Annotated in this window: 29 protein-coding genes; 13 read left to right on the forward strand and 16 right to left on the reverse strand. The window is 58.2% G+C overall.

Annotated elements, in window-relative coordinates:
* The first annotated feature begins 65 nt into the window (after positions 1 to 65).
* Positions 66 to 1151 carry an alpha/beta hydrolase gene (locus tag FCS96_RS12435; RefSeq protein ID WP_138440697.1) on the forward strand — a complete coding sequence of 362 codons (1086 nt, stop codon included), beginning with the start codon at positions 66 to 68 and terminating at the stop codon, positions 1149 to 1151.
* Here the strand turns inward: FCS96_RS12435 and arfB are convergent.
* Entirely contained in the window at positions 1142 to 1555 is a 414-nt protein-coding gene (arfB, locus tag FCS96_RS12440) for an alternative ribosome rescue aminoacyl-tRNA hydrolase ArfB (protein WP_138440698.1), read from the reverse strand. The two genes, FCS96_RS12435 and arfB, sit on opposite strands and share 10 nt — an antisense overlap.
* Before the next feature lie 177 nt (positions 1556 to 1732).
* Between arfB and FCS96_RS12445 the strand changes: the two genes are divergently transcribed.
* The 3 genes from FCS96_RS12445 (at position 1733) to FCS96_RS12455 (ending at position 3307) form a co-directional block, all read left to right on the forward strand.
* Positions 1733 to 2302: a DJ-1/PfpI family protein gene (locus tag FCS96_RS12445; RefSeq protein ID WP_138440699.1), complete on the forward strand. Its 570-nt coding sequence runs from the start codon at positions 1733 to 1735 to the stop codon at positions 2300 to 2302.
* A 52-nt stretch (positions 2303 to 2354) separates the two neighbouring features.
* Positions 2355 to 2735, forward strand: coding sequence for a ribbon-helix-helix domain-containing protein (locus tag FCS96_RS12450; RefSeq protein WP_138440700.1), 381 nt, complete (start codon positions 2355 to 2357; stop codon positions 2733 to 2735).
* A 74-nt stretch (positions 2736 to 2809) separates the two neighbouring features.
* A complete protein-coding gene (locus FCS96_RS12455) occupies positions 2810 to 3307 on the forward strand; it encodes a C40 family peptidase (RefSeq protein ID WP_138440701.1) in 498 nt (165 codons plus the stop codon).
* 40 nt (positions 3308 to 3347) lie between these two features.
* On the opposite strand, the gene FCS96_RS12460 is transcribed toward FCS96_RS12455, so the two are convergent.
* Together FCS96_RS12460 and FCS96_RS12465 are read right to left on the reverse strand one after the other, a co-directional pair.
* Complete coding sequence (locus tag FCS96_RS12460; protein ID WP_138440702.1) at positions 3348 to 3818, reverse strand: DUF4442 domain-containing protein; 471 nt, start codon at positions 3816 to 3818, stop codon at positions 3348 to 3350.
* 121 nt (positions 3819 to 3939) lie between these two features.
* Positions 3940 to 4545, reverse strand: coding sequence for a LysE/ArgO family amino acid transporter (locus tag FCS96_RS12465; protein WP_138440703.1), 606 nt, complete (start codon positions 4543 to 4545; stop codon positions 3940 to 3942).
* A gap of 103 nt (positions 4546 to 4648) precedes the next feature.
* Here FCS96_RS12465 and FCS96_RS12470 point away from each other — a divergent pair, with 103 nt between their 5' ends.
* From FCS96_RS12470 to FCS96_RS12480, 3 genes are read left to right on the forward strand one after another with little or no spacing between them, the layout of a single operon-like run.
* Complete coding sequence (locus tag FCS96_RS12470) at positions 4649 to 5524, forward strand: LysR family transcriptional regulator ArgP (RefSeq protein WP_138440704.1); 876 nt, start codon at positions 4649 to 4651, stop codon at positions 5522 to 5524.
* Between the two features lie 13 nt (positions 5525 to 5537).
* Positions 5538 to 6107: an NnrU family protein gene (locus FCS96_RS12475; RefSeq protein WP_138440705.1), complete on the forward strand. Its 570-nt coding sequence runs from the start codon at positions 5538 to 5540 to the stop codon at positions 6105 to 6107.
* A gap of 31 nt (positions 6108 to 6138) precedes the next feature.
* Positions 6139 to 6555, forward strand: a complete 417-nt coding sequence (locus FCS96_RS12480; RefSeq protein ID WP_138440706.1) for a DUF2721 domain-containing protein — start codon at positions 6139 to 6141, stop codon at positions 6553 to 6555.
* Here FCS96_RS12480 and FCS96_RS12485 read toward each other — a convergent pair.
* Entirely contained in the window at positions 6549 to 7121 is a 573-nt protein-coding gene (locus FCS96_RS12485) for a CPBP family intramembrane glutamic endopeptidase (RefSeq protein WP_138440707.1), read from the reverse strand. The two genes, FCS96_RS12480 and FCS96_RS12485, sit on opposite strands and share 7 nt — an antisense overlap.
* Positions 7122 to 7145: 24 nt before the next feature.
* Positions 7146 to 8000: a crotonase/enoyl-CoA hydratase family protein gene (locus FCS96_RS12490; RefSeq protein ID WP_138440708.1), complete on the reverse strand. Its 855-nt coding sequence runs from the start codon at positions 7998 to 8000 to the stop codon at positions 7146 to 7148.
* 204 nt (positions 8001 to 8204) lie between these two features.
* Here FCS96_RS12490 and FCS96_RS12495 point away from each other — a divergent pair, with 204 nt between their 5' ends.
* On the forward strand, positions 8205 to 9077 hold the full coding sequence (locus tag FCS96_RS12495) for a pirin family protein (protein ID WP_138440709.1): 873 nt from the start codon (positions 8205 to 8207) through the stop codon (positions 9075 to 9077).
* Here the strand turns inward: FCS96_RS12495 and FCS96_RS12500 are convergent.
* Positions 9060 to 10142 (reverse strand): mechanosensitive ion channel family protein, encoded by a 1083-nt coding sequence (locus tag FCS96_RS12500; protein ID WP_138440710.1) that lies wholly within the window; start codon positions 10140 to 10142, stop codon positions 9060 to 9062. The genes FCS96_RS12495 and FCS96_RS12500 overlap by 18 nt on opposite strands.
* A 49-nt stretch (positions 10143 to 10191) precedes the next feature.
* On the reverse strand, positions 10192 to 10512 hold the full coding sequence (locus tag FCS96_RS12505) for an antibiotic biosynthesis monooxygenase family protein (protein WP_138440711.1): 321 nt from the start codon (positions 10510 to 10512) through the stop codon (positions 10192 to 10194).
* A 121-nt stretch (positions 10513 to 10633) separates the two neighbouring features.
* Here FCS96_RS12505 and FCS96_RS12510 point away from each other — a divergent pair, with 121 nt between their 5' ends.
* The 4 genes from FCS96_RS12510 to FCS96_RS12525 all read left to right on the forward strand — a co-directional run bounded on the left by FCS96_RS12510 (position 10634) and on the right by FCS96_RS12525 (position 16345).
* Positions 10634 to 14392 carry a DUF1631 family protein gene (locus FCS96_RS12510; RefSeq protein WP_138440712.1) on the forward strand — a complete coding sequence of 1253 codons (3759 nt, stop codon included), beginning with the start codon at positions 10634 to 10636 and terminating at the stop codon, positions 14390 to 14392.
* Positions 14393 to 14606: 214 nt separating this feature from the next.
* Positions 14607 to 14813 (forward strand): cold-shock protein, encoded by a 207-nt coding sequence (locus tag FCS96_RS12515; RefSeq protein WP_036130097.1) that lies wholly within the window; start codon positions 14607 to 14609, stop codon positions 14811 to 14813.
* Between the two features lie 149 nt (positions 14814 to 14962).
* A complete protein-coding gene (locus FCS96_RS12520) occupies positions 14963 to 15382 on the forward strand; it encodes a universal stress protein (protein WP_138440713.1) in 420 nt (139 codons plus the stop codon).
* Positions 15383 to 15487: 105 nt separating this feature from the next.
* Positions 15488 to 16345, forward strand: coding sequence for a PA4780 family RIO1-like protein kinase (locus FCS96_RS12525; RefSeq protein WP_138440714.1), 858 nt, complete (start codon positions 15488 to 15490; stop codon positions 16343 to 16345).
* A gap of 6 nt (positions 16346 to 16351) precedes the next feature.
* Here FCS96_RS12525 and FCS96_RS12530 read toward each other — a convergent pair whose 3' ends face one another.
* On the reverse strand, positions 16352 to 17026 hold the full coding sequence (locus tag FCS96_RS12530; protein ID WP_138440715.1) for a spermidine synthase: 675 nt from the start codon (positions 17024 to 17026) through the stop codon (positions 16352 to 16354).
* A 45-nt stretch (positions 17027 to 17071) separates the two neighbouring features.
* Positions 17072 to 17743, reverse strand: a complete 672-nt coding sequence (locus tag FCS96_RS12535) for an SDR family oxidoreductase (RefSeq protein ID WP_138440716.1) — start codon at positions 17741 to 17743, stop codon at positions 17072 to 17074.
* Positions 17744 to 17809: 66 nt separating this feature from the next.
* On the opposite strand from FCS96_RS12535, the gene FCS96_RS12540 reads away from it, so the two are divergent.
* A complete protein-coding gene (locus tag FCS96_RS12540; RefSeq protein WP_138440717.1) occupies positions 17810 to 18646 on the forward strand; it encodes a M90 family metallopeptidase in 837 nt (278 codons plus the stop codon).
* Here the strand turns inward: FCS96_RS12540 and FCS96_RS12545 are convergent.
* The 7 genes from FCS96_RS12545 to FCS96_RS12575 form a co-directional block, all read right to left on the reverse strand.
* Positions 18643 to 19035, reverse strand: a complete 393-nt coding sequence (locus FCS96_RS12545; RefSeq protein WP_138440718.1) for a DUF2784 domain-containing protein — start codon at positions 19033 to 19035, stop codon at positions 18643 to 18645. The two genes, FCS96_RS12540 and FCS96_RS12545, sit on opposite strands and share 4 nt — an antisense overlap.
* 86 nt (positions 19036 to 19121) lie before the next feature.
* A complete protein-coding gene (locus tag FCS96_RS12550) occupies positions 19122 to 19616 on the reverse strand; it encodes a copper chaperone PCu(A)C (protein WP_138440719.1) in 495 nt (164 codons plus the stop codon).
* 108 nt (positions 19617 to 19724) lie between these two features.
* Positions 19725 to 22001, reverse strand: coding sequence for a putative bifunctional diguanylate cyclase/phosphodiesterase (locus FCS96_RS12555; RefSeq protein WP_228264098.1), 2277 nt, complete (start codon positions 21999 to 22001; stop codon positions 19725 to 19727).
* Positions 22002 to 22118: 117 nt separating this feature from the next.
* Positions 22119 to 23240 carry a dihydrolipoamide acetyltransferase family protein gene (locus tag FCS96_RS12560; protein WP_138440720.1) on the reverse strand — a complete coding sequence of 374 codons (1122 nt, stop codon included), beginning with the start codon at positions 23238 to 23240 and terminating at the stop codon, positions 22119 to 22121.
* The gene (locus tag FCS96_RS12565) at positions 23237 to 24229 is read right to left on the reverse strand and encodes an alpha-ketoacid dehydrogenase subunit beta (RefSeq protein WP_273428106.1); all 993 of its coding nucleotides are present in this window, start codon (positions 24227 to 24229) and stop codon (positions 23237 to 23239) included. Before FCS96_RS12565 ends, FCS96_RS12560 begins: the two co-directional genes overlap by 4 nt.
* Complete coding sequence (gene pdhA / locus FCS96_RS12570; RefSeq protein ID WP_138440721.1) at positions 24226 to 25317, reverse strand: pyruvate dehydrogenase (acetyl-transferring) E1 component subunit alpha; 1092 nt, start codon at positions 25315 to 25317, stop codon at positions 24226 to 24228. The genes FCS96_RS12565 and pdhA overlap by 4 nt, the downstream gene beginning before the upstream one ends.
* Before the next feature lie 393 nt (positions 25318 to 25710).
* Positions 25711 to 26298, reverse strand: a complete 588-nt coding sequence (locus FCS96_RS12575; RefSeq protein ID WP_171040778.1) for a histidine phosphatase family protein — start codon at positions 26296 to 26298, stop codon at positions 25711 to 25713.
* Positions 26299 to 26362: the final 64 nt, after the last annotated feature.

Consider the following 26362-nt stretch of genomic DNA (forward strand, 5'->3'; position numbering starts at 1 on the left):
ACAGCGGGTATTATTTGAAGGATAGTTCGACCCCGCGTACGGGGCCAATCTGAGACGGACCGCCCATGCTCTGGTTTTTCCTGGCCATCATTGTTCTCTTTATCATTACGACCCTGGTGCTGTTCAGGGTTGAAGACCTGTCGCACCTCGACCAGCACGATCACCCGATTCGGGAGGGCTCCCCAAGCGAGGCCCACCACGAGGTCCTTGGCAGGATCCGGGAACTCGGCCAAAGTTCCCGGGGACTTAGAGGCAAGGCCCGCCTGGCCGCCTTGCGCAAACACATGGATGGGTTGAGTGAGGGCCTGGACCTGCAGGCCGAATTCCGGGCCAATGAGGAGCCCAGAGGCGAATGGGTGTTGGCATCCGGCGCCGATCCTCGCCGTCGCATCCTTTACATCCATGGCGGCGCCTGGGCCGCGGGAAGCCCCAAGAGCCATCGGGGCATTACCGACCGTTTGTCTCACCTGGCCAACGCAGCCGTGTTCGCAGTGGATTACCGGCTGATGCCAGAAAACCGTTATATGGATGGCGTGCGCGATTGCCGCAAAGCCTACACCTGGCTGCTGAAGCATGGGCCGGACGGCCCCGGAGACGCCTCATTCATGGTGGTGGCTGGGGATTCCGCGGGTGGCAGTCACACCCTCGGCTTGCTGGCCTGGATTCGCGATAACGGGCTACCCCAGGCCGATGCGGCCGTGGCGCTGTCACCGTCCACCGACCTGACCCTTACCGCGCCCAGCAATCGTGACAACATTCGCACCGACCCTCTGCTGGGGCCGGCCTTTGGCGGCCTGTCACGAATTCCCCTGCCGGTCATCTGGTGGGCTACCCTGGCGGCTTTTCGGGTTTCTCCCGCCAGTGCGGTGGCCTCCCCGGTACGGGGAGATCTTCGCAATCTGCCGCCCATTCTGATTCACGCCAGCGACAGCGAGATGTTACTGGACAATGCCCGGCGCTATACCGCCAAGGCCCAGGCCGAAGGCTCTCCGGTGGAACTGCATACCTGGCCCGGCATGGTCCATGTCTGGCACATCTTTGTGTCTTTGCTGCCAGAAGCGGACGAAGCCTTCGAGGACATCGAGGAGTTTTTGCAGAAAGTAGAAGCCGGTCGCACCCCTGCTCAGCCCCCTCAGACGGCTCAGACCTGAACTTTACCGCGCAAAGACTTGGTTTTGCCTTTCTGGGTTTTGCGATCGACCCGTTTGCGCTGGGCTGAGCGGGATGGCTTGGTAGGACGACGTGCCTTTACCGGTTTCACCGCCTCGAGGATCAGGTCTTTCAGCCTTTTCAGGGCGTCTTCCTTGTTCAGCTCGAGAGTTCGGAAGGACTGTGCTTTGATAATGAGAATGCCGTCCTTGCTGATGCGCTGGTCATTCAGCGACATCAGCCGTTCCTTGTAGAACGGCGGCAGGCTGGAGTGCAGAATATCAAACCTCAGGTGAACGGCAGACGCGACTTTATTCACGTTCTGGCCGCCGGCTCCCTGGGCACGGATCTGGGTGATATCGATCTCCCAGTCAGCAATTTCAACAGCATTAGACAGTTTTAGCATGGGCCAAGGATAACAAATCCCGGGCCTTAAGACCTCGAAAACAGAACGCGCCCAATGTCTACTGGGTCACTGTAGTATCCCGCTAATACCCGCTGCTCCAGAGGCGCTGCTATGGTTTTCCAAGCCGCGCCCGAGGCTTTGCCGGCTGCTCTGACTAACAAACACAAGGAGAGACACATGAGCGGGAAAAAGATTCTGATGATTACCGGTGACTTCACCGAAGACTACGAAACCATGGTGCCATTCCAGGCGCTGCAGGCTGTCGGCCACACGGTTCATGCGGTATGCCCGGACAAGAAAGCCGGTGACACCGTGGCGACCGCCATCCACGATTTCGAAGGCGACCAGACCTACACCGAAAAGCCAGGCCACCGCTTTGCCCTGAACGCCGATTTCGACGGCGTAGACCCGGCGGACTATGACGCGCTGGTTGTTCCGGGCGGCCGGGCACCGGAATACCTGCGATTGAACAAAGAGGTGCAGAGCCTGGTTCGACACTTCTTTGAAACCGAAAAGCCAGTCGCCGCCATCTGCCACGGCGCCCAACTGCTGGCCGCCGCCAATGTACTGGAAGGTCGCAAGTGCTCAGCCTACCCCGCCTGCCAGCCAGAGGTGGAACTGGCCGGTGGCAGCTTTGCCAGCATTGAGGTTGATCAAGCGGTGACCGATGGTAATCTGGTGACAGCTCCGGCATGGCCGGCCCATCCGGCCTGGCTGGCCCAGTTCTTCATACTGCTGGACAAGTAAACCGGCTGAAGGCCGGGCATCAGCCCGGCCTTACCCAGACAGGAGGTCCACCATGTGCAAACTGTTCGTCAACGCCGATCCCGAGCTGTGGGTCAGCAAAACCCACTCGTTGCGCATTGATGGGATGGTGACCAGCGTGCGAATGGAGAATACCTTCTGGAATGTGCTCGGAGAACTGGCAGAGCGGGATGGCATGAACCTGCCCCAAATGATTACCCGCCTGTACCACGAATCCATCGATGCCGGGCACGATCTGGGCAACTTCACCTCATTCCTGCGGGTGTGCGCCATGCGCTATCTGGCACTGCAGTTGAGCGGTGACATCCCCCGGGATACCCGAGTGCCCATCGCCACGCTTGATGCCGACCGCATCCTCGAGAAATCCGCCGGAGCGCATCTGACTGGCAAGTCTCCGAGCAATTCAACTCATTAACACGGAACCGTAACCTGACATCCGGCGCATTCAGTAATAAGGTTGGGCCAGATTCAGTTGCCCGGAGTCGGTGAATGCCCCTCAAGCTCAGACAAACCCTCATTCTGCTGGTACTGGCGTTCGTGCTGGGAGGCTGTGCCAGCAACCAGAACCTGCGCACGGAGCACGAAAGCCAGCCCGTTCCGGTTGATGCAGGGCCCACTTCCGAAAAGACTGACAAGCTATGGCAGGTCTATGAGCGCTATGTGGGGGTCCCCTACGAGTACGGCGGCACCTCAGCCGACGGTTTCGACTGTTCCGGCTTTATCACCACGGCTTTTCGGGAAGGACTGGACCAGCATTTACCGCGGACAACGTCGCAAATGCTCCGGCATGGCAAGGTGGTTGCGCCCAGCGAGATTCAACCGGGCGACCTGGTGTTCTTTCGGATTAGTGGCAAGGAGCAGCACGCGGGCATTTATATGGGTGGCAATCACTTCATGCACGCCTCGACGTCTATTGGCGTGACGCTGTCAGAACTAGACGGCTATTACTGGAAAGACCGCTTCACCCAGGCCCGTCGGTTCGACTGAGGCCAACGCGCACTGGGTTCCGGCATTGTTTTTCGTTTCACTACCGTTTCTTGCGGACGTACAGCACCTTATGAACCCTGGCGACCAGCTCTCCGCTTTCATCCAGGATGTCGATGTCCCATTCGGGGAGGTGTTTGTCGCCGCCTTCAGTCATGCGTCGGATTTCTTCCACCCGCTCGTCGGTCAGATCGAAGTGGGCCCGGACCGTGCCCTTTCCGGGCCGGATGAAATCGATAGTCGCTGACTTGTCCCACACGATGTAGTCCTTGCCGAGACGGCGCATGAGCAACAGCATATACAAGGGATCAGCCATACTGTAGAGCGAACCGCCAAAGTGCGTGCCTACGTAGTTGGTGTTGTACCAGTGCTGTCGTAGCTCGACGGTTGCCGCGCTGAAATCCTCTGCAACGTCAGTGACCTTGATGCCAGCACCCAGATAGGGCGCGAAGGTTGAGAGCATTCGGCGCAAGGCACCTGCGCTGGCGAACCACTGGCGAATTTTTCTGTTCATAAGTGAAACCCCACTAAGAAAACAGCTATAAGTAGCAGCCTATCCTCTACAAGGTCACGGCTTTATGCAACAGGAATTCATACGGTCGTTTGATTTTGTGCTGCACCTGGCCCTCTATGACTCAAAGCCCACCAAAAGCCAGTTGCAGCGCTATGCCCGCCATCATCAGGCCAATGAAGCCATCAATAATCCGCCAGGCCATCGGTCGCGACAGCACCGGTGCCAGCGCAGAGCCACCCCAGGCGATCAGACCAAACCACATCACCGAAGCACTGCTGGCGCCGGCGACAAAGGTGGTGGCATTTTCCTGCTGGGCACCAATGGCGGGAATCAGCAACAGGGTGTCGAGGTACACCTGCGGATTAAGCAGCGTGACGGCCAGAGTGGTAAACAGCACCCCTTTCAGACTGCGTCGCTTGATCTCTCCGGCCTCCAGGGCAACCCGGCCCCGGCTTGCCCGGTAGAAAGCCTGAACCGCCAGCCAGCCCAGAAACGCAACACCCAGCCAGCGCAGAATCTGCAGGGCGTCCGGCATCGCCATCAGGGCGGCGCTGACCCCAAACATGCCGAGAGTAAACAGGCTGATGTCAGCCAGCATGCACAAGCCGGCCGACCACCAGTGGTGCTCACGGCGAATCGCCTGACCCAGGATGTAGGCATTTTGGGCACCAATCGCCACGATGATGCCACCACAAACCACCAAACCTGTCAGATAACTTTCCAGCACAGTACGACTCCAGACCCGGATAACTTTTCAATTGGTGGCGCAAGAATAGCCATTCCTGGCTATACTTGAAATTCATACTGATAATGCTGCATAAGTTTTTCTAATGATCGATTACAAACTGCTGGAAGCGCTGGCCACGGTGACGGAATGTGGCGGCTTTGAAAAAGCCGGAGCGGCCCTGGGCCTGAGTCAGTCTGCCATATCCCAGCGCATCCGAACCCTGGAGATCCGCCTGGGCCAGCCCGTGCTGGTGCGCAGCCCTACTCTGAAGGCCACGCCGGCCGGCCAGAGGCTGCTGAACCACGTCCAGCAGGTGCAGTTGCTGGAAAGGGATCTTGCCCGCTCAATCCCGGCCATCTCCGAGCCTTCCGCCCGGCTTCGGATCGCACTCAATGCCGACACCCTGGCCACCTGGTGGGCCAGTGCCATCGGCCGGTTCTGCAGTGAGGAAAGCCTGCTGCTGGATATGGTCATTGAGGACCAGGACATCGGACTGCGCCGCATGCGTGAGGGCGATGTAGCTGCCTGCCTGTGCAGCAGCCCGCAGCCGGTTGCCGGCGCTCGCAGCGTACCGCTGGGGAGCATGACTTATCTGCCGCTGGCAACGCCGAAGTACGTTCGCCGGCACTTCGGCGACGGTCTCAACCAACAAAGTCTGGAAACGGCACCGGCCATTGTCTTCGGCCCCAACGATCAGCTGCAGCACCGGTTCCTCGCCGAGTGTGGTTTTCACGGCAGCGTTCCGCACCACCTGTGTCCGTCCTCGGAGGGGTTTGTAAAGCTGGCACTGGCGGGCATGGGCTACGGCATGATTCCTGAAATGCAGGCACGGGAGGAACTGAATGCCGGGCAATTGGTTAGTATTGCCCCCGGTAAGTCCTTGCAAGTACAGCTATACTGGCATTTCTGGCGCCATGGCGGCGGTATCATGGATCGCCTGACGCAATCACTGACATCCGCCAACACGTTTACCCAATAAAGGAGTTGTGGGAATGGCTACACTGATCGCCGGCCTGATTCTGTTTCTCGGCATTCATTCGCTGTCCATCGTTAACGAACCGCTACGCAATCGTTTGCAGTCTTCCCTGGGTGAAGGGCCGTTCAAGGGCCTTTACTCGGTGATCGCACTGATCGGCCTGGTGCTGATCGTTGTCGGCTACGGCGCCGCGCGGCTGGATCCCACCGTACTGTACACGCCGCCCGGTTGGCTGCGGCATCTGGCCATGCTGCTCCTGATCCCGGTATTCCCGCTGCTGTTTGCTGCGTACCTTCCTGGCCGCATCAAGACCACGCTCAAGCATCCGATGCTGGTGGCGGTGAAACTCTGGGCTTTGGCGCACCTGCTGGCCAATGGCATGCTGCACGATGTGCTCTTGTTCGGCACTTTCCTGGCCTGGGCGGTGGTTGATCGCATCTCCCTGAAGCGTCGGCCTCAGCGCGCAACGCCTACCCTGCCCGCGGGTAAAGCCAACGACATCATCGCGGTTGGCGCCGGTCTGGTGGTGTATGTGGTTACTGTGGTCTGGGCGCACCAGTGGTTAATCGGTGTCTCACCCGCGTAATAACGTTTGAAGCAACACAAGGACCCCAAACGTGGACCTGACAACACCCGCATTACTGTTTCCAGCCATTTCGCTCTTGCTGCTGGCCTACACCAACCGTTTTCTGGTGCTCGCCCAGCTGATTCGGCAACTGAAACAGATGGATACGGAGGAGGACCACTTGCTCATCGCCCGACAGATCAGCATGTTGCGTCAACGCATCACCCTGACCAAGCGGATGCAGGCCTTTGGGGTGCTCAGCTTTTTCCTGTGCACAGTGTCCATGTTCCTGCTGTTTTTGGGCGCTGAACTGCCGGGCGTTATCGCCTTTGGCATCAGCCTGGTGCTGCTGTCCATGTCGCTGCTGTATTCGCTCTACGAGATACAGATATCCACCAACGCTATTAACGTTGAGCTGGCCAATTTTGAAGCGCGCAAAGGCGCTTCAGCCAAAACAAGCGGTCAATGATGGGGACGGGGTTTAACGCCAAACCAGTGCGGAAAGCGAAGCAGGCAGAACAGGGCAATGACGTCGTAGATGGCGTGCCAAATCATGACCAGGGCCAGACTGTCCGACAGCACGTAAGCAACGCCCAGCAACAGCCCAAGCCCGGTCGCAACCAGGAAGTAGGTAAACGAGACATAGTGCACCAGGCCAAACAGCACCGAGGCCACGGCGATAGCCACGACGGCTCCCAAGCTCTGTGTCAGCCAGCCCTGCACCGCCCCCCGAAACAGCAGTTCTTCTCCTACCCCCGCGACAATCGATAGCGCAACCAGCATCGGCCAGCCAAAGCTGGCCGCAAAGTCATGCAGGTTGCGCATTTGCCGCTCGAGGTTGTCCGGGAAAAACCCGGGCACGCGGGTCAGCAGAACCAATAATCCGTAGGTGCCGAGCGCCCCCAGACAACCCCAGCCCAGGCTCTGCGCCCAGGACAGGCCGCTGTTCTGCACCGGGATGTCGAACAGGACAATGGCAATCAAGCCCAGCACGCCGATACCGCTTTGGAATAACAGAGCGGTCCGGGCGGACATCCTGGTTCCGGAACTTTTAGCCATTCACGACTCGAACAGGCCCTTCACCGGCAGCAGGTCGTCGTACTCCGCTGTCTGTTTCTGGGCCTTGGCCTGGAAGGTTTTCATCATATCGCCGGGGCGGAACATTCCTGCCTGCCACGTTGCCATGTACCGGAGACTGTCCTCCACGGAATGGTCCCGGCTGTAGTTGAGCATTTCCTTGCACCCGGTCACCGCCAGCGGCGAATTGGCCGCAATCTGGCCGGCAATCGCCATCACAGCATTCAACATGGCGTCCTGGCTCTCGTAGGTACCATTCACAAAACCGAGGCCCTGCGCTTCCTGGGCAGAGAACTTGCGACCGGTATAGGCCAGCTCACGAACCACGCCCTCGGGCATCAGCTTCGGCAGGCGCTGCAAGGTACCGACATCGGCTGTCATCCCCAGCTCGGTTTCTTTGATGGTGAAATACGCATCCTCGGTGCAGTAACGGCTGTCGGCGGCACAAACCAGATCCAGCGCGCCACCGATGCAGCCGCCGTGGATGGCCGCCAGCACAGGCAATCTGATCTTTTCCAGCGACGTCAGGGTGTCCTGCAGCTGCAGCACGACTCTGCGCAGATTCTCCGCCATGCGGCCCGGATCACCGCTCATGGGGACCGCTTTCGGGTCGCTGAATACGCCCAGGTCCATACCGGCGGAGAAGTGTTTGCCAGTGCTGGAAATCACGATGACCCGCGCGTCGGAATTCGCCTCGATGTCCTGCATGCACTTCGGCAGTTCCAGCCAGAATGCCTTGTTCATGGAATTCAGCGCCTCAGGGCGACTGAACTGAACGTGGGCAATGTGATCTTTTATTTCAACGTTGAAACTTTCGTACGTGGCAAGGTCAGACAAAAGAGAACTCCTTCGTTGCTATTATTTTGGACGCCTGGGCGCACCCACCAGACTCGCGGCTTATCATAATTACCCAGCTAACCATGAGCCGACAACCCGGCACCCGAAATTTCTGAAACGTTCAGCGGGATTGCCTCTGATCAGGCACTTGCCGTTTAAACCCGGCAGGACCATGCTGAGACTACAGTGAACGAGGCAGAGCTTATGACACAGCGTTTTCAGGCCCGAACCGGGGAAGTCGGCGGCATACCGGTTGCCCGGAATCTTCCCACTCGCGGGCGCCGTCAGATAGGCGCCTGGTGTTTCCTGGACCACATCGGCCCAGTCACATTTGATGAGACTGAGGAAGGATTACGGGTTGCCCCCCATCCCCACATCGGCTTGCAGACTTTTACCTGGATGATTGAGGGCGAGCTGCTCCATCGCGACAGCCTGGGCACCAGCCAGCCCATCCGCCCGGGAGAGGTTAATCTGATGACCGCCGGTAACGGCATCAGCCACACGGAAGAATCCGTGTTCGGCGAGCGCTCGCTGCACGCGGCGCAACTGTGGATTGCGCTTCCGGAAGCAGACCGCAACACCACGCCACGTTTTGATCATTACCCCGCACTGCCCCGCTGGCAAAACCAGGGGGCGACGTGGACTCTGCTCACCGGCCAGTACGAAGCCAGAACCGCCGACACGCTTCAGTATTCGCCCATCGTGGCGCTGGACATCGACTGCGAACTGCCCCAGGCCCTCAGGCTGGCCCTGGAGCCAGGTTTCGAATACGGCATTCTGCCCCTGAACGGAAGCTGCGACATCGAGGGGGAGCGGTTTAAAGCCGATGAGCTGGCCTACCTCGGCTCCAACCTCAGCACCCTGACCATCGACTGCACCGCCGGCACTCGCCTGCTGTTGATCGGCGGTGAACCGCTGGGGAAAGACGTGGTCATGTGGTGGAACTACGTGGGTTATCACCAGCAGGAAATCGTGCAGGCCGAGCAGGACTGGGAAGCCCATAGCTCACGCTTCGGCGAGATTCCCGAGTGGCAGGGCGAACGCTTGGAGGGACCACGCTCACCGTGGCGGCGGTGACAACTCCCCAGGTTGTTCAGGATCCAGCATACGGGCACGGATCCTGGGCAGGTATTCCGGGTAGTTCTCCTGCATGAAGGTTATCAGCCCTTCGCGCACGGCACAGCGTAAGTCCCAAGTCTGACTTGAGTCCGGCGCGCTCATCAGGAATCGGACCTGAATGGTGGTGTCGTCGGAATCGGTCACCTGAACTGTCTCAGTCTTGCCATCCCACTGGGGGGCCTGCCGTAACAGGCGGGCAAACTCTTCCCGCAGCGGAAATAACGGCATGGTGTAATCGACTCGAAGGAACACGGTGCCGAGCAGATCGGCGGTATTTCTGGACCAGTTCTGGAAGGGATTTTCGATAAACCACTGCAAGGGCACAATCAGCCGTCGCAGATCCCAGACCCTCAGCACGACATAAGTCGCAGTCACTTCCTCGACCCAGCACCACTCTCCCTGAACGTTCAGCACATCATCAATCCGGAACGGCTGGGTCAGCGCTATTTGCATCCCCGCCAGCAGGTTGCCCAGCACCGGCCGAGCGGCAAAGCCCAGAATGATGCCACCGACGCCGGCAGACGCCAGCAAGCTGCCCCCTACATGCCGAACCGAATCAAAGGTCATCAGGGCAGCGCCCAGGCCGAGAATCACAATCAGAATATTCAGGCCCCGAACCAGGAACCGAGTTTGGGTCTCCACCTTGCGGGCGCGCTTCCACTCTCCCTCAAGTACCGGGTTCAGGGTGACGATGACCTCGCCAATGGCCGAGGTACAGCGCACCGCTGCCCAAGTGACAGCCATGATCAAGAGCAACGTTGCCAGGTGCTGGAGTTCAGGCAAGAAGATCAGCTCTGAGGGCGCTGCCTCAAGAACACCGTTCAGCACCAGTAGGCAAACCACAAAGCCCAGAGCCCTGCTTGAGGCATCGAGAAAGAGAATGGAGACCGCCTTGCGACGGGTGAGCCGATGAACCACACCAAGCGCCAGGCGAAAACCTGCGTAGGTGAGCACTACGGAAACCACAGCCGACAGCGCCGGATAAAACCAGGCACTCACCCCTGCTCCGACGGAATCCCACATTACTCAGCCCCTTGTTTTGGCTTGTTGTCTCTCAAGATAGCAGGCATTTTCAGTCAGACCTTCCTGGCGGAAGCACTACCCACTCAGGCTCCTCAAACTCACCCAGCGGCGTGATTTCCACGATCGGTGCGACACTTCGAATAATCTCGGCTACGCTGGAATTATGTTTCGACTCCATGGCATCTCTGGACTCCTTGTTTTCCCAGCAGGCGATGGCGATCAAAGTATCGGGATCGCCGATCTTGCGATGCAGTTCAGTGCCCCGGGCACCGGGCGCCTGCTGGATGATTTCGCTGGCTCGTACCCATGCCTCGGCGTACTCCTCCGCCGCGTGCCCTTCTTTCATGCGGACCTCAAAAATAAACTTCATAGCGTCCTCCAGAATTTTCATCAACGACGTTTATGTTTTGCATTGTGCGACTATGCCATTAATCTGAAAACACGTGCACACACATGCACAGTCTGATGTAACGCTGCTCAGGAAGGCGGTAATGACCTCAGCCCGAAGGAACAAAAGCACAAAACTCCTGCAGGATGCCCTTTTAGTTTGCCCGGCACTTAATCCTTGTGGTTGCGTTGTCTCCCGCATAGACGTTCAAGATGACCGGGCCCTGCTCTCGATCAGTCAGCTGACCTCTCCCGCAGTGACAAGCCGCTTTGCTTCGGGCGAGCCTGGCAAGGTGGACCTGCACATCCTGGGAGGCGACAGCGACCCGGATTCCCGGCTGCATTTAAGAGGCACACTTCACACCAGAGAAGGTGACAATTTTGTTCTGACGGCAAAACCCTCTGCCAGCGTGCTTGCCAAGTTAAACGCGTCTCAAGAGGTACTCGGCCGGCGACATGTGCTTGCGGACAAGGCGTCTATGGATAGCCTGAAGCGTCTCTACCAGCAACACGCCATACACCTGCTGGAGGGACTGTTGCCCGATTTCCTGGATACCGCCGGACGGATGATCGAGCAGGAACTTGAGAATGCCGCGGAGATGCGGGAGATCACCCGGCTGAAGGACATGCGGTTTATTTTTGCCAGCCGCCAGGCCCAGATCTGCCAGGATTTCGAGGCCAGATTCACCGCCAACAGCGCTAAAATAACCGACAACCGGACTGAGCAGAAACAGGGTGCGGAACTTCACGTTCTTCAGCAGCAGGTATTCGAGGACTGGCTCGACCTCCAGACCGTTGCCGCACGACTGGCCGGCGAGTACTCCGATATTCTGTTTGAGTTGCACCAGTTACTGAATCAGATCTTCCGAAAGGACGTAACCGAGTCCAACAATCCCCTTTCTCCAGCCGCCCTGTGCACCTGCCTGCAATATGCAACCGATCGCCTCGGCATTGCCAACGAACACCGCCACACCATCTATAGCGCGTTCGAATCGTCACTGCGGGAGGTGTGGGCGCCGACCATGAGAGTGTTTATGGATGCCTGCGCGCGCACTGGGTTGAACACCCTGGGCTTTGCCCAACTGCCGCCAAACTGGTCAGCACGTGGAGCAACCGGCGTGAAGACCGAACTGGCAACGGACACTGCCGAAGACGAAACCGAGATCGATTCCGACGAACACCTCGCTCCCTCGCAGCCAGATCATCACGAAGGCCACACCCCGGACCAATCGTTGTTCCGTCTGATGGGACTTGCACACGGAGGCGATACCGATCTGGTTGGCTGGCAGCAATCGAGCCCTCAGTTCTGCGCCGATCTGAAACCCAGACGGTCTGATCTGCTTGAGAAACTGCAGACCTCACAACCGGAACTCAGCCAGGCCCTGCGGGAGCTGGCAGAGGCTGATCCGGATTTTGGCAGTTCGGTTGATGAACCGACGCTGGCAAAGGCCAGCCTTGTGGACCAGCTGTTCGCGCCGCTGCAAACCCAGCAGAGAATTTCGGGCGGATTGCGGGACAAGCTGGAGCAGTTGAAGCTGCCAGTCTTTGAGGCTTTGCTCGATACGCCCGAGTTCCTCAACGACGAGGACCATCCCGCGCGCGAAATCGTGAACGATCTCATGCGTCTGTGTCTGGCCGAGCGCGCCTCGACCAAGAATCTGGAGTCCACGGTTTCCGGCATCATTGACGACCTTATAAACGCCGAGAACCTGGACTCCGAAACGCTACAGCTTCTTAACGGCCAGCTCAAAACACTGGTTGAGCGTCAGGACCAGTCCTTCGTCAGGAATTCCGAACGTCTTGCCAAAACGTTGGAGGGCAAAGAGCGGCTCAATAAGACCCGTAAACTTGTAAAGCAAGAACTCAATACCATTGTCGGAGGCCAGGAGATTCCCACGGTACTCCTGACACTTCTTGCAGCTGGATGGGAACAGCTGATGGTACTCGCACTCCTGCGAGAGGGCCCGGACAGCCATTACTACGGTGAGTTACTGGAAGTAGTTAAGCTCCTTAAGAACTGGCTTGCACCAGACGTACCGGATGCCGGGAATGACGAGCTGGCATTTGAGCGGGAGCTGGAGAGCGACAACGTACTACGGTTCATTGATCGCGAACTTCGCACCGTTGGCGACATTGCCCGGTTCCGCTCCCTGATGACGGAACTCACGGGACAACTCCAGCAACAGCAAAGCGTCACCACGGTTTATCTTGAATTTTATGGCGATCGGCCCCAACTCGAGCCGGAGCCATCCCAGGCAGAGACTGACCGCTGGGTCACCCGCGCTCGTGAACTGACCGTCGGCGACTGGGTGGAGATCACGCTGGACACCGGCGAAACCCGCAAGCTGCGACTGGTCTGGGGCGGTGAAAATGTGCTTCGCTTTGTTTTCCTCTCACCGACGGGCATGAGTGAAGTCAGCTTCGATTTCCGGGAATTTGTCCAGAAACTGCGTACCGGAACGGCTTCGCTGGTTGAGGCCGGCGACATACCCTTTGTGGACCAAAGCCTGTTCAACATGGTCCAGGACGTTTATCGCCGGCTCAATTTCGAGGCAACGCACGACGCCCTGACCAAATGCATGCACCGCCATGACTTTGAAAAAATGGTGTCGGCGGTGCTGGCCCGGGGCGGGAGTGCAGGCGACAACGGGGCACTTTTGGTTCTCGACATCGACGAGTTCAGCGTCATTAACTCTACCTACGGTGCCAAGGCCGGTGACAAGTTGCTTGAGGCCACGGGTGCGCTGATCCAGAAACACTGTGCCTCACATTATCCAGAACCCCACGCCGGCCGCATCAGCGGTAACGAATTCGCCATCCTGGTAGACGGAGCGGCCACTGAGGAGAGCCTGGATTTTGCCGAGCACCTGCGCCAGGAGTTCGAGGATCAGGAGTTTACCCATGACGACGCGGCCTATCGGGCAACCCTGAGCGTCAGCGTGTGCCCCATTTTTGATGCTGCGGTTTCGGCCGGCGACTTGCTGAACTCTGCCAGTCTGTCATTAAAATCCGTAAAACGGCTCGGCGGCAACCGGGTGGAACTGGTAAAGGATTCCAGTCCGCTGGCCAAACCAGAGACGCCGCAATGGGTATCCGAAATCGACCGCAGCATTCGCGACGGCAGCCTGTTCATTCGTGCCCAGCCCATTGTGCCGCTGATCGATACGGACGCCGGCGGCAAGTCCTATGAGCTTCTTCTCGGGCTGACAGATGCAGCCGGCAACCAGATCTCGCCGCAAGCTTATATCGAGGCGGCAGAGCAATTTCGGCGCAGCACCCGGGTGGATCTGTGGGTGGTTCAGGAAGTGCTCAACTGGATGAACGGCAACCCGGACATCCTGGAGGGGATTGATACGCTCAACGTTAACCTGTCCGGTGCGTCGCTCAGTGACGACCGGTTCATGCTGGATCTGGAAACGCTGCTGCGAGCCAACCAAGGCCTGACACCGAAGATCTGCTTTGAGGTAACAGAGACTTCCGCGGTAGCCAACCTGCACTATGCCGCCGACTTCATGCGCGAACTGAAACGTCTGAACTGCCGATTCGCACTGGATGATTTTGGCACCGGCCTGTCGTCCTATGCTTACCTACAGAAGCTGCCGGTCGATTACGTGAAGATCGACGGGATCTTTGTGAAGGACATGGCCACCAACCTCACCAACTACGCCATGGTGCGTTCGATCAACGAGCTTTGCCATTTTCTCGACCTGAAAACCATCGCTGAATACGTGGAAAACATGGAAATTATGGAAACTCTGCGGGAGATACAGGTGGATTTCGCCCAGGGTTTTGGCATCGCCAAACCCTATCGGCTAGACAGCCTGACCGCGGAGATTCGAACATCCACGGGTTTGTGCTTATGAAAAAGTCCTTTGCATTTGGAAACTTGTGAGGTACTGTAGTCGCCGTTGGAAAGATTTAGCAAAGCATTTCATCAATAAGACGCATTGTAGCTGTAATAAGTCGTACGTCCTGTTTTTGATCACGCCAGTTTTTTGTTTCCCGCACAATGCCGATCGGATATCACAACGATAGTTTGACGGCGCATTTAAAAGATCAAATTCAGGAAAGTTAAATATGTCTACAGTTACCGGCAACGTTAAGTTCTTCAACGAAGCGAAAGGTTTTGGTTTCATCACTCGTGAAGGCGGCCCGGACGTATTCGTTCACTACAGCGCTATTCAAGGCGGTGGTTTCAAGACTCTGGCCGAAGGCCAAGAAGTTGAGTTCACCGTGACTCAGGGCCAGAAAGGTCCTCAGGCGGAGAACGTTGTTGCTCTGTAATCCTTAACGGATTAAGCAATAACCGCGAAAAAAGGCAGCTTCGGCTGCCTTTTTTTATATCCTTTTTTTGCAGATCCCCAAGCCCGTGCCATGCTTAGAGTAAGTTCGTAACATGAACGATTGCACGACAGGCAATACAGGGAGGGGTCATGTACAGTAAGATTCTGGTGCCCGTTGATCTGGCACATACCGAGAAACTGTCGAAAGCGTTGAACACGGCCGTCGATATTGCCAAGCACTACAACGCCGCAGTCTGCTACGTCACCGTAACCAACACTACCCCCGGTGCCGCCGCGCACAACCCCAGGGAACTCGCCGAAAAGCTTCAGGTTTTTGCCGAAGAACAGGGTAAGGCTCACGGTCTGCGTACCAGCAGTGAAGTACTGGCGACACCAGACACTGCAGTGGAGCTCGACCAAAGACTCCTTGATGCCATCAAGGATACCGGCGCCGATCTGATCGTGATGGCCTCACACGCCCCTGGAGTGGGAGACCGCCTGCACATCCTTCATTCCAACGCTGGCAACATTGTGAAGCACAGCGATATTTCAGTGTTTGTGGTGCGCTGACTCAAGTAAGCTATGCTTCAAACCAGTTAATCCCCTGCCTTCACTTGATCCTGCCCCGGGTTCAAGCGTCCGGCTGGCCTGCATACTGTTAATCAGAAAGGCGCTATGAAAGTACCGAAGAGATTACAGCCCCTTGTCGACGACGGCATGGTGGACGAAGTGATGTACCAGTTGATGAGCGGCAAGGAAGCACAGGTGTACGTGGTGCGCTGTGGCGACCAGTTGCGTTGTGCCAAGGTATTCAAGGAAGCCCGGAAACGCAGTTTCAAGCAGGCAGTGGAATACCAGGAAGGCCGCAAGGTACGCAACAGCCGCCGCGCCCGGGCCATGAGCAAGAAAACCCGTTATGGCCAGAAAGAGCAGGAAGACGCCTGGCTGAACGCCGAAGTGGATGCCCTCTATCGCCTCGCGTCGGCCGGCGTGCGGGTACCACAGCCTCTGGGGTTCGTAGATGGCGTCCTACTGATGGAAATGATTACCGATGAAGATGGTCAAGCTGCGCCCCGGCTGGACGATGTCACCCTGACGCCTGAAGTCGCCCGGGAGTACCACGAGCAAGTCATCTCAGAGATTGTCCGCATGCTCGACGCTGGCCTGATCCACGGCGACCTATCTGAGTTCAATGTGCTGGTTGACGCCCAGGGCCCGGTCATCATTGACCTGCCCCAGGCCGTCAATGCCGCGGGCAACAACAATGCCGAGCGCATGCTGGAACGGGATGTCGACAACATGCGCCGCCATTTTGGCCGCTATGCCCCGGACCTGCTCCTGACCGACTACGCCAAGGAAATCTGGGCCCTTTATGAAAGCGGCGACCTGCGCCCGGACAGCAAGCTGACCGGCTGCTTCGAACACGACACCCACAGTGCCGATGTCGGCGAGTTGATGGCCGTGATTGATGCGGCAAAGCTGGAAGAGCAGGAGCGCTTGGAACGCCTGCAAATGGAAGAGGAAGACACCTGACCGGCCTTACCAGGCCAGCCAGATAACGTGCTTCGCCCCTTTGCCGGGGCGATGCGCGCGCACGGTAATCGGTTCAACCGACAACCCTGCCCGCTTAAGACGCTCCGTAAACGCCGGATCCTGCCCCGCCGACCAATAGGCCAGAACGCCATCCGGCCGCAATGCCGCCTGTGCTGCGGCAATACCTGCGGTGGTGTAGAGCCAGTCGTTTTCCTTGCGCGTCAGACCTTCGGGGCCGTTATCGATATCCAGCAGAATGGCGTCGTAGCTGGCCGGCGACTCCTTGATCAACTGCACCACATCGCCAATATGAACCCTGGCCCTGGGATCATTCAGGGGATAACCAGCGGCCCCGCCAAGAGGCCCCAGATTCCAGTCTTTCACCTCGGGCACCAGCTCGGCCACGGTCACCTCGGCGTTCTCACCCAAGGATTGCAGCGCCGCCGCCAGGGTATAACCCATGCCCAACCCACCGATCAGCACCCGTGGTGCCGGGTGATCAGCAATGCGTTCACAGGGCAACGTTGCCAGTGCATCCTCGGAGCCGTGCAGGCGGCTGTTCATCAATTCGCCGGTGCTGCCAGCAATCTTGATGGAAAATTCATCGTTACGCTGCAGCAGGCGCAGCTGGGTTCCCTTACCGGGAATAGTCGCTGTGCCTAGCAGCTCAAAACGGGCCATAAAAACCTCGGTGGCGGATAGGTGGGGAATAAATGCCGCGACACTTTACCACGGCAGTGCTTCACCGTTGCTGTGCCAGAACGATCCTGTGTTCTCCAGGCTCAGGCCTTCGATGCGTGCCGCCAGCCCCTTGGCCGATTCCTCAGGCGAGATCAGCCCGCCAAAGTTCACCATCCGAGTCTGCACATAGCCGGGGTGCAGTTGGGCAACGGCAATGCCCCTGGGCTTCAAGTCTACGGCCAGTGATTTACCAAAGGCATTAAGAGCCGCCTTCGAGGCCCGGTAGCCATAGCGCCCGCCGGAATCGTTATCGGCGATCGAGCCCATGCGACTGGTGATGTTGGCAATCTTGCCCCCGGACGGAATCTGCGACACCAGGGCCTCGGTCACTCGCAGCGGCGCGTAGGCGTTGATCTCCATCTGGATGCGAATCGAGTCGAAATCAATGCTGCCGAGCTTTTCATCCTGCAGCAGGCCAGCGTTGTTGATCAGCAGATCGATGCGCTCGCCTGCCAGGGCATCCGTGAGTTTGTCGATCCCGGCATCCTTGGTCACATCAATGCCCTCGATTACTCGGGCAGCTACGTCGGTCAGCTCAGCCGACGCTTCGCGGCACACACCGATCACGTCACAACCTTCACCGGCAAAATGTCGGGCCAGCTCAAGGCCAATGCCGCGATTGGCGCCGGTGATCACAACGGTTCGTTTCTCAGACATAGCAACCTCCAGAAGTTGGTATAGGGTAAGATGGCGAAACGCCCACTCGGACTGGAATCATACGGAATGTCAGCCCTGTTTGTATTTGCGCTGTTTGCAGTAACGCTCATTTCACTGTCCGTGTTTTACCTGTTTTTCTACCGCAACTGGCGCCGGCAGCGGGAGCTGGACCAGCCCTTCCCCACGCCCTGGCGCGCCCTGTTGCACGAAAACGTTCCGCTCTACCAGCGACTGGCGCCAGAGCAGCAAAAGAGACTAGAACAGCATGTGCAGCTGTTCCTGGCTGAAAAAGAGTACTATGGCTGCGACGGATTTGAGGTGGACGACAGGGTTCGCGTCACCATTGCCGGACATGCCTGCCTGCTGATCCTTGCCCGCCCATTCAGTGACTACGATGAGGTGCGCAGCATTCTGGTCTACCCGGACGTGTACCGGGTGCAGGCTTCGGAAAGCGACGGATTGGTGGTGAGAGAAGACGAACAGATCCGGGCCGGCGAAGCATCCTCCCGGGGCCAGGTGGTACTGGCTTGGTCAGAATGCGAGGACGATGCCCGGCACCCGAACGAGCCCCACAACGTTGTTCTGCATGAGTTTGCGCATCAGCTCGACTACCTCGACGGCACCGCCGACGGAGCCCCGCCACTCAGTGGGCAGCAAGCCGAGCAGTGGCTCCACACCATGACCGAAGCCTATGAGCACCTGCGGCGCTCCCTCCGGCATCACCACCAGAGCTGGCTCGACCCCTACGGCGCAACCCAGCCCGCTGAATTCTTTGCGGTGCTCACTGAGGCCTTCTACCAGCAACCCGCACACCTCAAGGACACTCAGCCGGCAGTGTATGCCGTGCTCTGCGATTTCTACCGGATCGACCCGATGATCGCGTTTTGCTCGAAATCCGATTAACGGGGCCGGATGACGAACCAGCTCAGTAAGACCAGAGCCCCGAACACACTGTAACTCAGGATGAACACCCACTCGGGTGCGCTGAAATACAGAATGGCGTGGAGCCAGTGCTGAATAAACGAGCCTTCGTAGCTGACATCACCAGCCCGACTGCGCAGCGCCATCTCCCAGGTGGTTAACGGGCAGATAACGCCCAGCCAGGACTGGACAACGACAATACCAATGGCAATCACGTGGGTTGCCCGGAACCAGAGATTGCGCACCCAGGACCAGCTCAGAAAGTGGCCCAGATAGATCACCAGCAGCCCAAGCACCACGTAGGCGACAAAGGCCACATGCAGGACCAGCAACGAGTCCGCGAGAACGACGTACACGGCACCTGGAACCATACCGGTTCACCCTTCCCAGTTCCCAGCGGGCCGCCATTGGAAACAATGGGGCTGCACCGAAAACCTCTTCTACCTTAGTTAGCCCATCACTCCATCTGATGACCGGAGTGGTCCATTTCCTCTTTCATCGAACCGCCGTCCAGAGGCTCTACGGTCAGTTCCACCTCCAGCGCTTCGGCTCCGTCGAATTCCAGGGTCAGCGGAATACTCTCACCCTCCTGCAGCGGCTGAACCAGTTTTTCCAGCATCAGGTGGTAACCGTGGGGCTTCAGCTCTACGGCTTCTCCGGCGGGGATGGTCAGGCCCTCTTTGAGCGGCTGCATGCTCATCATGCCATCGTGCATCATGGATTCGTGGATCGAAACGCTTGCCGCCCGCGGGGTTTGCGCACCGATCAGGGTGATGTCGGAATCGCCGGCGTTCTTGATGACCAGGTAGCCCACCCCCATTGGCGTGCCCGGCGGCGTCGGCCGACTCCACGGATGATCGATGTGCACAGCCTCTGTCACGAATTCATGGGCCGTGGCCCAAGTCGGTATCAGGGCGATCAGCGCAGCGGCAAACAGGGCTTTTACTTTCATTACTCGGCGATTCCTTATCCAAAAGTTGATTTGGGATAAAGCTTAATGAAGGCACGGACGGGCACAAGTAGTTTCATGCAGCCGAGTGTAGAAAAGTTCAGTGCGAATTCAGCTCACGTACGCGGCGAGCTGCTCCCGAACCCGTTCGATAGGCACTGGACGGCTGAAGTAGAAGCCCTGGAAACGCCGGCAACCCATGGCAATCAGCGCATCGGCCTGGGATTTATGCTCCACGCCCTCGGCCACCAGCTCCATGCCATGGTTGCCTGCAATGGCGACAATACTCTCCACCATGTTCCGGGACTGCTTATCGGCGTTGATATGGTCAATAAAGGATTTGTCTATTTTCAGCTCATCGATGGGCAAAGTACGCAACAGACTCAGGGACGAATAGCCGGTGCCGAAATCATCCATGGAAAAGCGAATGCCGACACTTCGCAACTGGTTCAGCACCGGCAGGATCTTGGTATGCCCGGACATGAAAAGGGTTTCGGTGATTTCCAGGGTCAGCTCGCTGGGCGCCACCTGATGGTAGTCCAGCTTGTCGAGGACCGATTCGGCAAAACCGGGCTGCATGATCTGCAGCACCGAAATGTTAACGGATAGCTCCAGCGGTGCCTCTTCCGAGCGGGGGAGCAAACTAAAATCAGCCAGACTGTGGTCGAGCACATAGTCGCCTAATTGAACCATGAGCCCGGACGCTTCAGCCACCGAAACAAATTCATTGGGTGGCACGTAGCCCAGCTCGTTGTCGTGCCACCGGGCCAGCGCTTCCATGCCGATCACTTGTCCGTGGGCATCCACCTGGGTCTGATAGGCCATGGTAATCAGATTCGGTTCCAACGCCCCCCGCAGTCTCTGCTCAATGTGCACCCGGCGCAAATAGCCGGTTTCGATGTCGTTACGGAACAGGCACACCTCGTTGCGATTTCGTTTTGCCTTATGCAGGGCAAGGTGGGCGCTGCGCACGATGCTACTGAAGGAGTGTCCGTTCTCGGGGAAAATGGCGGCGCCAATGCTGGCCCCCAGTTGAAGTTCGAGCGCGCCGGTCTGGATGCAGTGACTGGTATCCCCCAGCAGTCGCCAACAGTAACTAGACACCTGCTCCGGCTCACACAGGTGGGTGACAATAGCAAACTCATCACCACCCAGGCTGGCCACCACCGCCTCTTCCCCGGCGTTTTTTCGCAGGCAACGCGACCACTCCGCCAGCACCCGATCGCCAAAGTCCTGTCCAAACCGGTCATTGATGCCGCGGAAATTATCAATGTCTACCAACGCCATACTGAACGGCTGGTGACTGTTAATGCGGGTGTGAATCTGGTCGATCAGTCCGGCCCGATTGAGCAGACCGGTCAGGTCGTCATGCCGGGACTGGTGGAACAATTCCTCCAGGCGCCTTTTCTCGACCTTGTCAATGCGGTTGAACAGTAAGTAAAGCAGTGCAGAGACTACAAAGAACAGGCCCAGGTATGTCGCCAGCTCCTTGAAGAAATCCCGAAGAATGCCGGCCATATCGGACTCGGAAATGATCCACAACTCGAAGCGAGAATCGTAGACCGCAGCCCCCATGTAGTTACCACTGTCACGTTCGGAGTAAAAGACCACGGCATCACCATCGGCCTTGATAGCTTCCATGCTTCGACCGGCCTGCTCTTCCAGCCGCGCCGTTTCCTCGCGAATCTGCTCCTCTGTACGCCGAATGTCGGCATAATCCTGCGGGCCAACGCCTTCGCGGTCCAGGTACTGAATATAACCATCGCGCTCGCGGAACAGCCTCAAACTGTCGGCTGCCCGACTGTGGTGATCCTTGCGAAAGATACCCCGGTCACTCTCAATTTCAAGACCGGCGGTCATCACCAGCAATACCTCACCAGAGTCGTCCCTTAAAGCTTTTCGAACCGGAATAATCCATTTTTCGAGGGGCTCAAAAAAGTAAGTCCGCCCCAGGATGAGTTTGTCTTCCGTCAGTGCGAGGTCAAAACTGGGAGCCGTTATTTCCGAGCCGCGAAGGTTGGGTAGCTGCTCTACGCTGACATTGGAGCTCAGCGCGAGGAATTGTCCGTCGGGTTGCACCAGCCCGATACCCGCAATGGAGGGGTTAGAGGCCAGAATGCTGTCGAGCAGCGGCAGGGCATCGGGTATTTCAGGGAACTCACCGCGTCGTAGTAGCTCACGACCAACAACGTCCAACACCAGCTCCTGGGTACTGAGAATGCTGAAAACAGATTGTGCGAAGAACTCAGCGCGGGATTGATGATGGCGTTCATATCGATCAACGGTGCCACTCCAGGAAGACGACACCAGGGCCGCAAGCAATACGAGGCCACCGGCATACACGAGCCAGAATAGCGTCCATATATTTCGCTTGCGTGTCGCCAACATACCCCCCGGGCGTGTCCATGAAAATACATCGACACATTGCCAGTGAGTCCATTATAGGCCGAGTCCACCTCCGTCGAATTTACGATTTTTTAATCGCTCTCCCTTTTTAGTGCAGACCTATTTTCGGGCCAGCTCTTCCAGCAAAACGCTGAGGAACCGCGATGCCTCACCGCCGGTTGCGGCACGATGATCGAACGTCAGTGAAAGAGGAAGAATTCGACGCACTGCCGGTTTGCCATTGATCGATACCACCTTCTCCCGAATCCGGCCTGCCCCCAAGATCGCGACCTGGGGCGGGGTCACAACCGGATTGGCATACTGGCCAGTCATAGTGCCAAAGTTCGACAGGGTAACGGTGGCACCCTGCATCTCAGCAGGCGGTATTTTCCGGGTGGCCACAGCCTCACGGAGATTTTCCAGCCCCTGGCGCAGATCCTTCTGACTGCGATGGTTCACATCCCGAAGCACGGGCACGAACAGACCTTCTGGCGTGTCCACCGCAATTCCCACATGCACCTCCTCCAGCAGGCGCCGGCTCAGATTGTCGCCATCGAACCAGCAGTTTAACTCTGGCGCCGCCTCGCAGGCCGAAGCGATAGCCTGCACCAGGCGCATGGTGATGTCCGTTCCTTTTTTCCAGTCACCAATGTCGGCATCCTCGAATATCGACACTGGAACTACCTGGGCGTGGAACAGCGACATATTCTTGGCCATGGTCCGTCGCGGGCCCCGCAGCGCCTCCGCCTCGCCCAGTTGCTTCTGGTGGCTGGCCTGCCGGTGCACGTCGTCACTGGTGATCAGCCCTCCGGGGCCACTGCCCTTGATCCGCTCCAGGCTGACACCCAAACGCTCCGACAGCGCCCGCACTCCCGGCGTCGCCCGGTTGGCCCGGGCCCGTTTGCTGGAGGCGGGCGCACCGATGACGAAATGATCCTGCCCCGCTTCATCGCCTTTATCGGTGCTGGAGGTTTTCAGTTCCCCCACCACCGTACCGCTGTCGTCCCCCGTGCCTTCGAACGCCAGCAGTGGCTCGCCGGTGTGAATGATGTCGCCCGGTCCGCCGTAGAGTTTGGCGACGATACCGGCATCCGGCGACGGAACCTCGACAATGGCCTTGGCGGTCTCGACCGACACCAGTGCTTGATCCAACTCAACCCGGTCGCCCACCTTTACGTGCCATTCCACAATCTCGGCTTCAGGGAGCCCTTCACCCAGGTCCGGAAGTTTGAAGTACTTCATAGCGCGATCACCTGTTCCACAGCTTCGATGATGTCACTCACCTGTGGCAAATAGGCCTGTTCGTTGCGGTAATAGGGCATGATGGTGTCGTAGCCGGTTACCCGCACAACCGGCGCCTGCAGATCCAGGAACGCACTCTCAGCGATGGAGGCGGCAATTTCCGCCCCCACGCCGCCGTTCCTGCAGGCTTCGTGCACGATCACCGCACGGCCTGTTTTGGCCACCGAACACAACAGGGTTTCACGATCCAGGGGCGAGACAGTAGCGACATCGATCACTTCAGAAGACACGCCCTGCTCAATCAGCCTAGTCGCTGCCTGCAGGGTTTCCTGAACACAGGCACCCCAGGTAATCAGGGTGACGTCGTCACCTTCCCGGAGTGTGAAGCAGGTATCCAGCGGCAACGCCTCGCCATTGTTCGGCACGCTTTGAGTAACGGCCCGGTAAATGCGTTTCGGCTCCAGGAACACCACCGGATCAGGGTTGCGGATTGCAGCCAGCAACAACCCATAGGCCCGCTGCGGTGAGCTGGGAATCACCACACGCAGGCCGGGGATGTGGGCAAACAGCGCCTCGGTACTCTCCGAGTGATGTTCCGGTGCATGAATGCCGCCGCCAAACGGCGCCCGATACACGATCGGGCAATGTAGCCTGCCCCGGGTACGGTTTCGCATGCGGGCGGCATGGCTGACAATCTGCTCCATGCCGGCATAGATGAAGCCCATGAACTGGAACTCGGCCACAGGTTTCAGCCCCTGGGTCGCCATACCCACGGCGGTGCCGGCAATCAGGTTCTCTGCCAACGGCGTGTCCATCACCCGTTTGAAGCCAAAGCGCTCCTTCAGGCCCACGGTAGCCCGGAAAACCCCGCCATTGGTGGCAACATCTTCCCCCAAGACCACCACGTTCTCGTCCTGCCCCATTTCCCAGGCCAGAGCCATATTCACGGCCTCAACCAGGGTCACCTCACGAATCTCCGGCACGCTCATTGGCCACCTCCCGAGGCTCCGCCTCGAAATTTGGCGGCAATCCGCTCCCTTTGCCCCACCAGGGCGGCGGGAAGTGATTCGAACAGGAAATCCAGCATCGCCGTCGGCGGTTCCGGATCGGTTGCCAGGTAGACCTCCACCGCCTTTTCAACCGTCTGCTTGCACTCGGCCTGAAGGGCTTTTTCCTTGTTCGGACTCCAGAAGCCGGTGTTGTGCAGATAGTTCTGCAGCCGTTTCACGCCATCTTTTTCCCAGGCTTTCTTCAGTTCCTCCGCACTGCGGTAACGGGTAGCATCATCGGCGGTCGTGTGGTCTCCCAACCGGTAGGTGACCGCCTCAATTACCGCCCCACCCTTACCGGCACGAGCACGGTCCAGGGCTGTATCGAGGGCTTCGACGGCGGCAAAGTAGTCGTTGCCATCCACAATGTGGCCGGGTAAACCGGCGCTGATGGCTTTCTGGGCAATGGTCTCGGCTCCAGTCTGGATGGCCCGGGGTGTGGAGATGGCCCACTGGTTGTTAATGACCACAAACACCACGGGCAGGTGCCAGGCACCGGCGAGATTGATGCTTTCCAGGAAGTCACCTTTGGAGGTACCGCCATCCCCGACACAGCAGACCACGGCCCGATCCTCACCACGAATACGGAAGGCCGACGCCACCCCCACGGCATGACAGCATTGCGTGGCGATGGGCACTGCAATGGGAAGATCCTCCGGGCAGTTTTTCCAGGCACTGCCACGCTCGTCGCCACCCCAGTAAAGCAGCAGTTCAAGCAAAGTGGCGCCACGGAGAATGTGAACGGCCTGATCACGATAGTAGGGTACAAACACATCGGTTTTGGCCAGGCTCTGACCAATAGCCGTGCCAATCACTTCGTGGCCAAGCACCGAGGGATAGGTGCCGCATTTCCCGGTGCGTTGAAGAGCAATGGTTTTGGCGTCGAAGGTGCGTGTCAGCACCATATTGCGGTAGGCGGCCAGGGTACGTTCGGTATCCTCGGCCTGCGGTGGCAGATCACCCAGGGCGTTGCCGTGGTCGTCCAGATACCGGGTGCTGTCCACATGAAAATCGTGGTGTTGCTTCATCCCATCCTCCTTACCTCTGCTTCCCTGAAGAAAGCAGATGCCGAGCTCTCGCCCGCTTAAGGCAGGTTCGGTGTCGGCCTGGGTTCCGGTCGCCTCATAGTCGAGGCAAATCTCACGCCGCTGGGATAATTGCGCGGTGCCAAACAAGGCATATTGATTAAAAATTAGTCGATCCAGGAGAAATGATCAACGCCGCTCACGCAGGGGGCACAAGGCAGCCTAGTCATCCCATCGCTCAATTTGCTGACCCTGCCGAAGAAGCCAGCAACTGATACTCAGAGCCGTGTCAATGGCGTCCCGCACCGATTCACCAGCCTCAGCAGCAGCGACTTCAGCTTCCGACCACTCGTGAGCGCATTCGGGACAGACAAGCCGTGCGCCGACTTCATAAGTTTATTCAGAATTGCACTGAAGGCACGGCGATACCCGAGCCAGAATTTCCGGAGACTCCGACAGCGGCAAGGCAATGATCACTCCCTCATTCGAGGCCGGATAAACCCCGGTCAGTGCGGTGGTGTTGACCTGGTGGGACACCAGAATGATCGGCGCACCCTCGCCCATATCGTTCACGCCCTCGATGGTGTCCCTGGTTTGTCTTGGGCCTTCGCTGCGATTCTGGAAAAACGAATTCAGCGGCGGCCAACCAGTCACGTCTCCAACGTTCATCTCCGTCGCCGTGTCCATGCAGCGACACCACTGGCTGGAATACACCCGGGCCTCATCAATGCCATGTTCGGCGAGAAAGGGTTTCCAGAAACGTGCTTGCGCCCGCCCCTCGTCGTTCAGGTTGCGCTGCGTGCTACAGTCACCCAGTTCGAAGCGAGCCGGGTCGCCCATGCCTGGCGCAAGGGCGTGGCGCATCATCAGAATAGCCTCGCCACTTCGGAGGGCTTCCCAGGCTTCGGCACTGTCTTCCGCTGCAACCAACGGTAGCGACAATCCGAAAGAAAACAGTGCGAAGAATATTGCTCGAAAAGTCATCTCACTCACTCGATATTCAAGCGCGGGCCTACCTATATGGTCAGATCGAGGCATTGAGACAGTC

It is taken from the genome of Marinobacter alexandrii (genome assembly GCF_005871205.1).
GTDB classification, from domain to species: domain Bacteria; phylum Pseudomonadota; class Gammaproteobacteria; order Pseudomonadales; family Oleiphilaceae; genus Marinobacter; species Marinobacter alexandrii.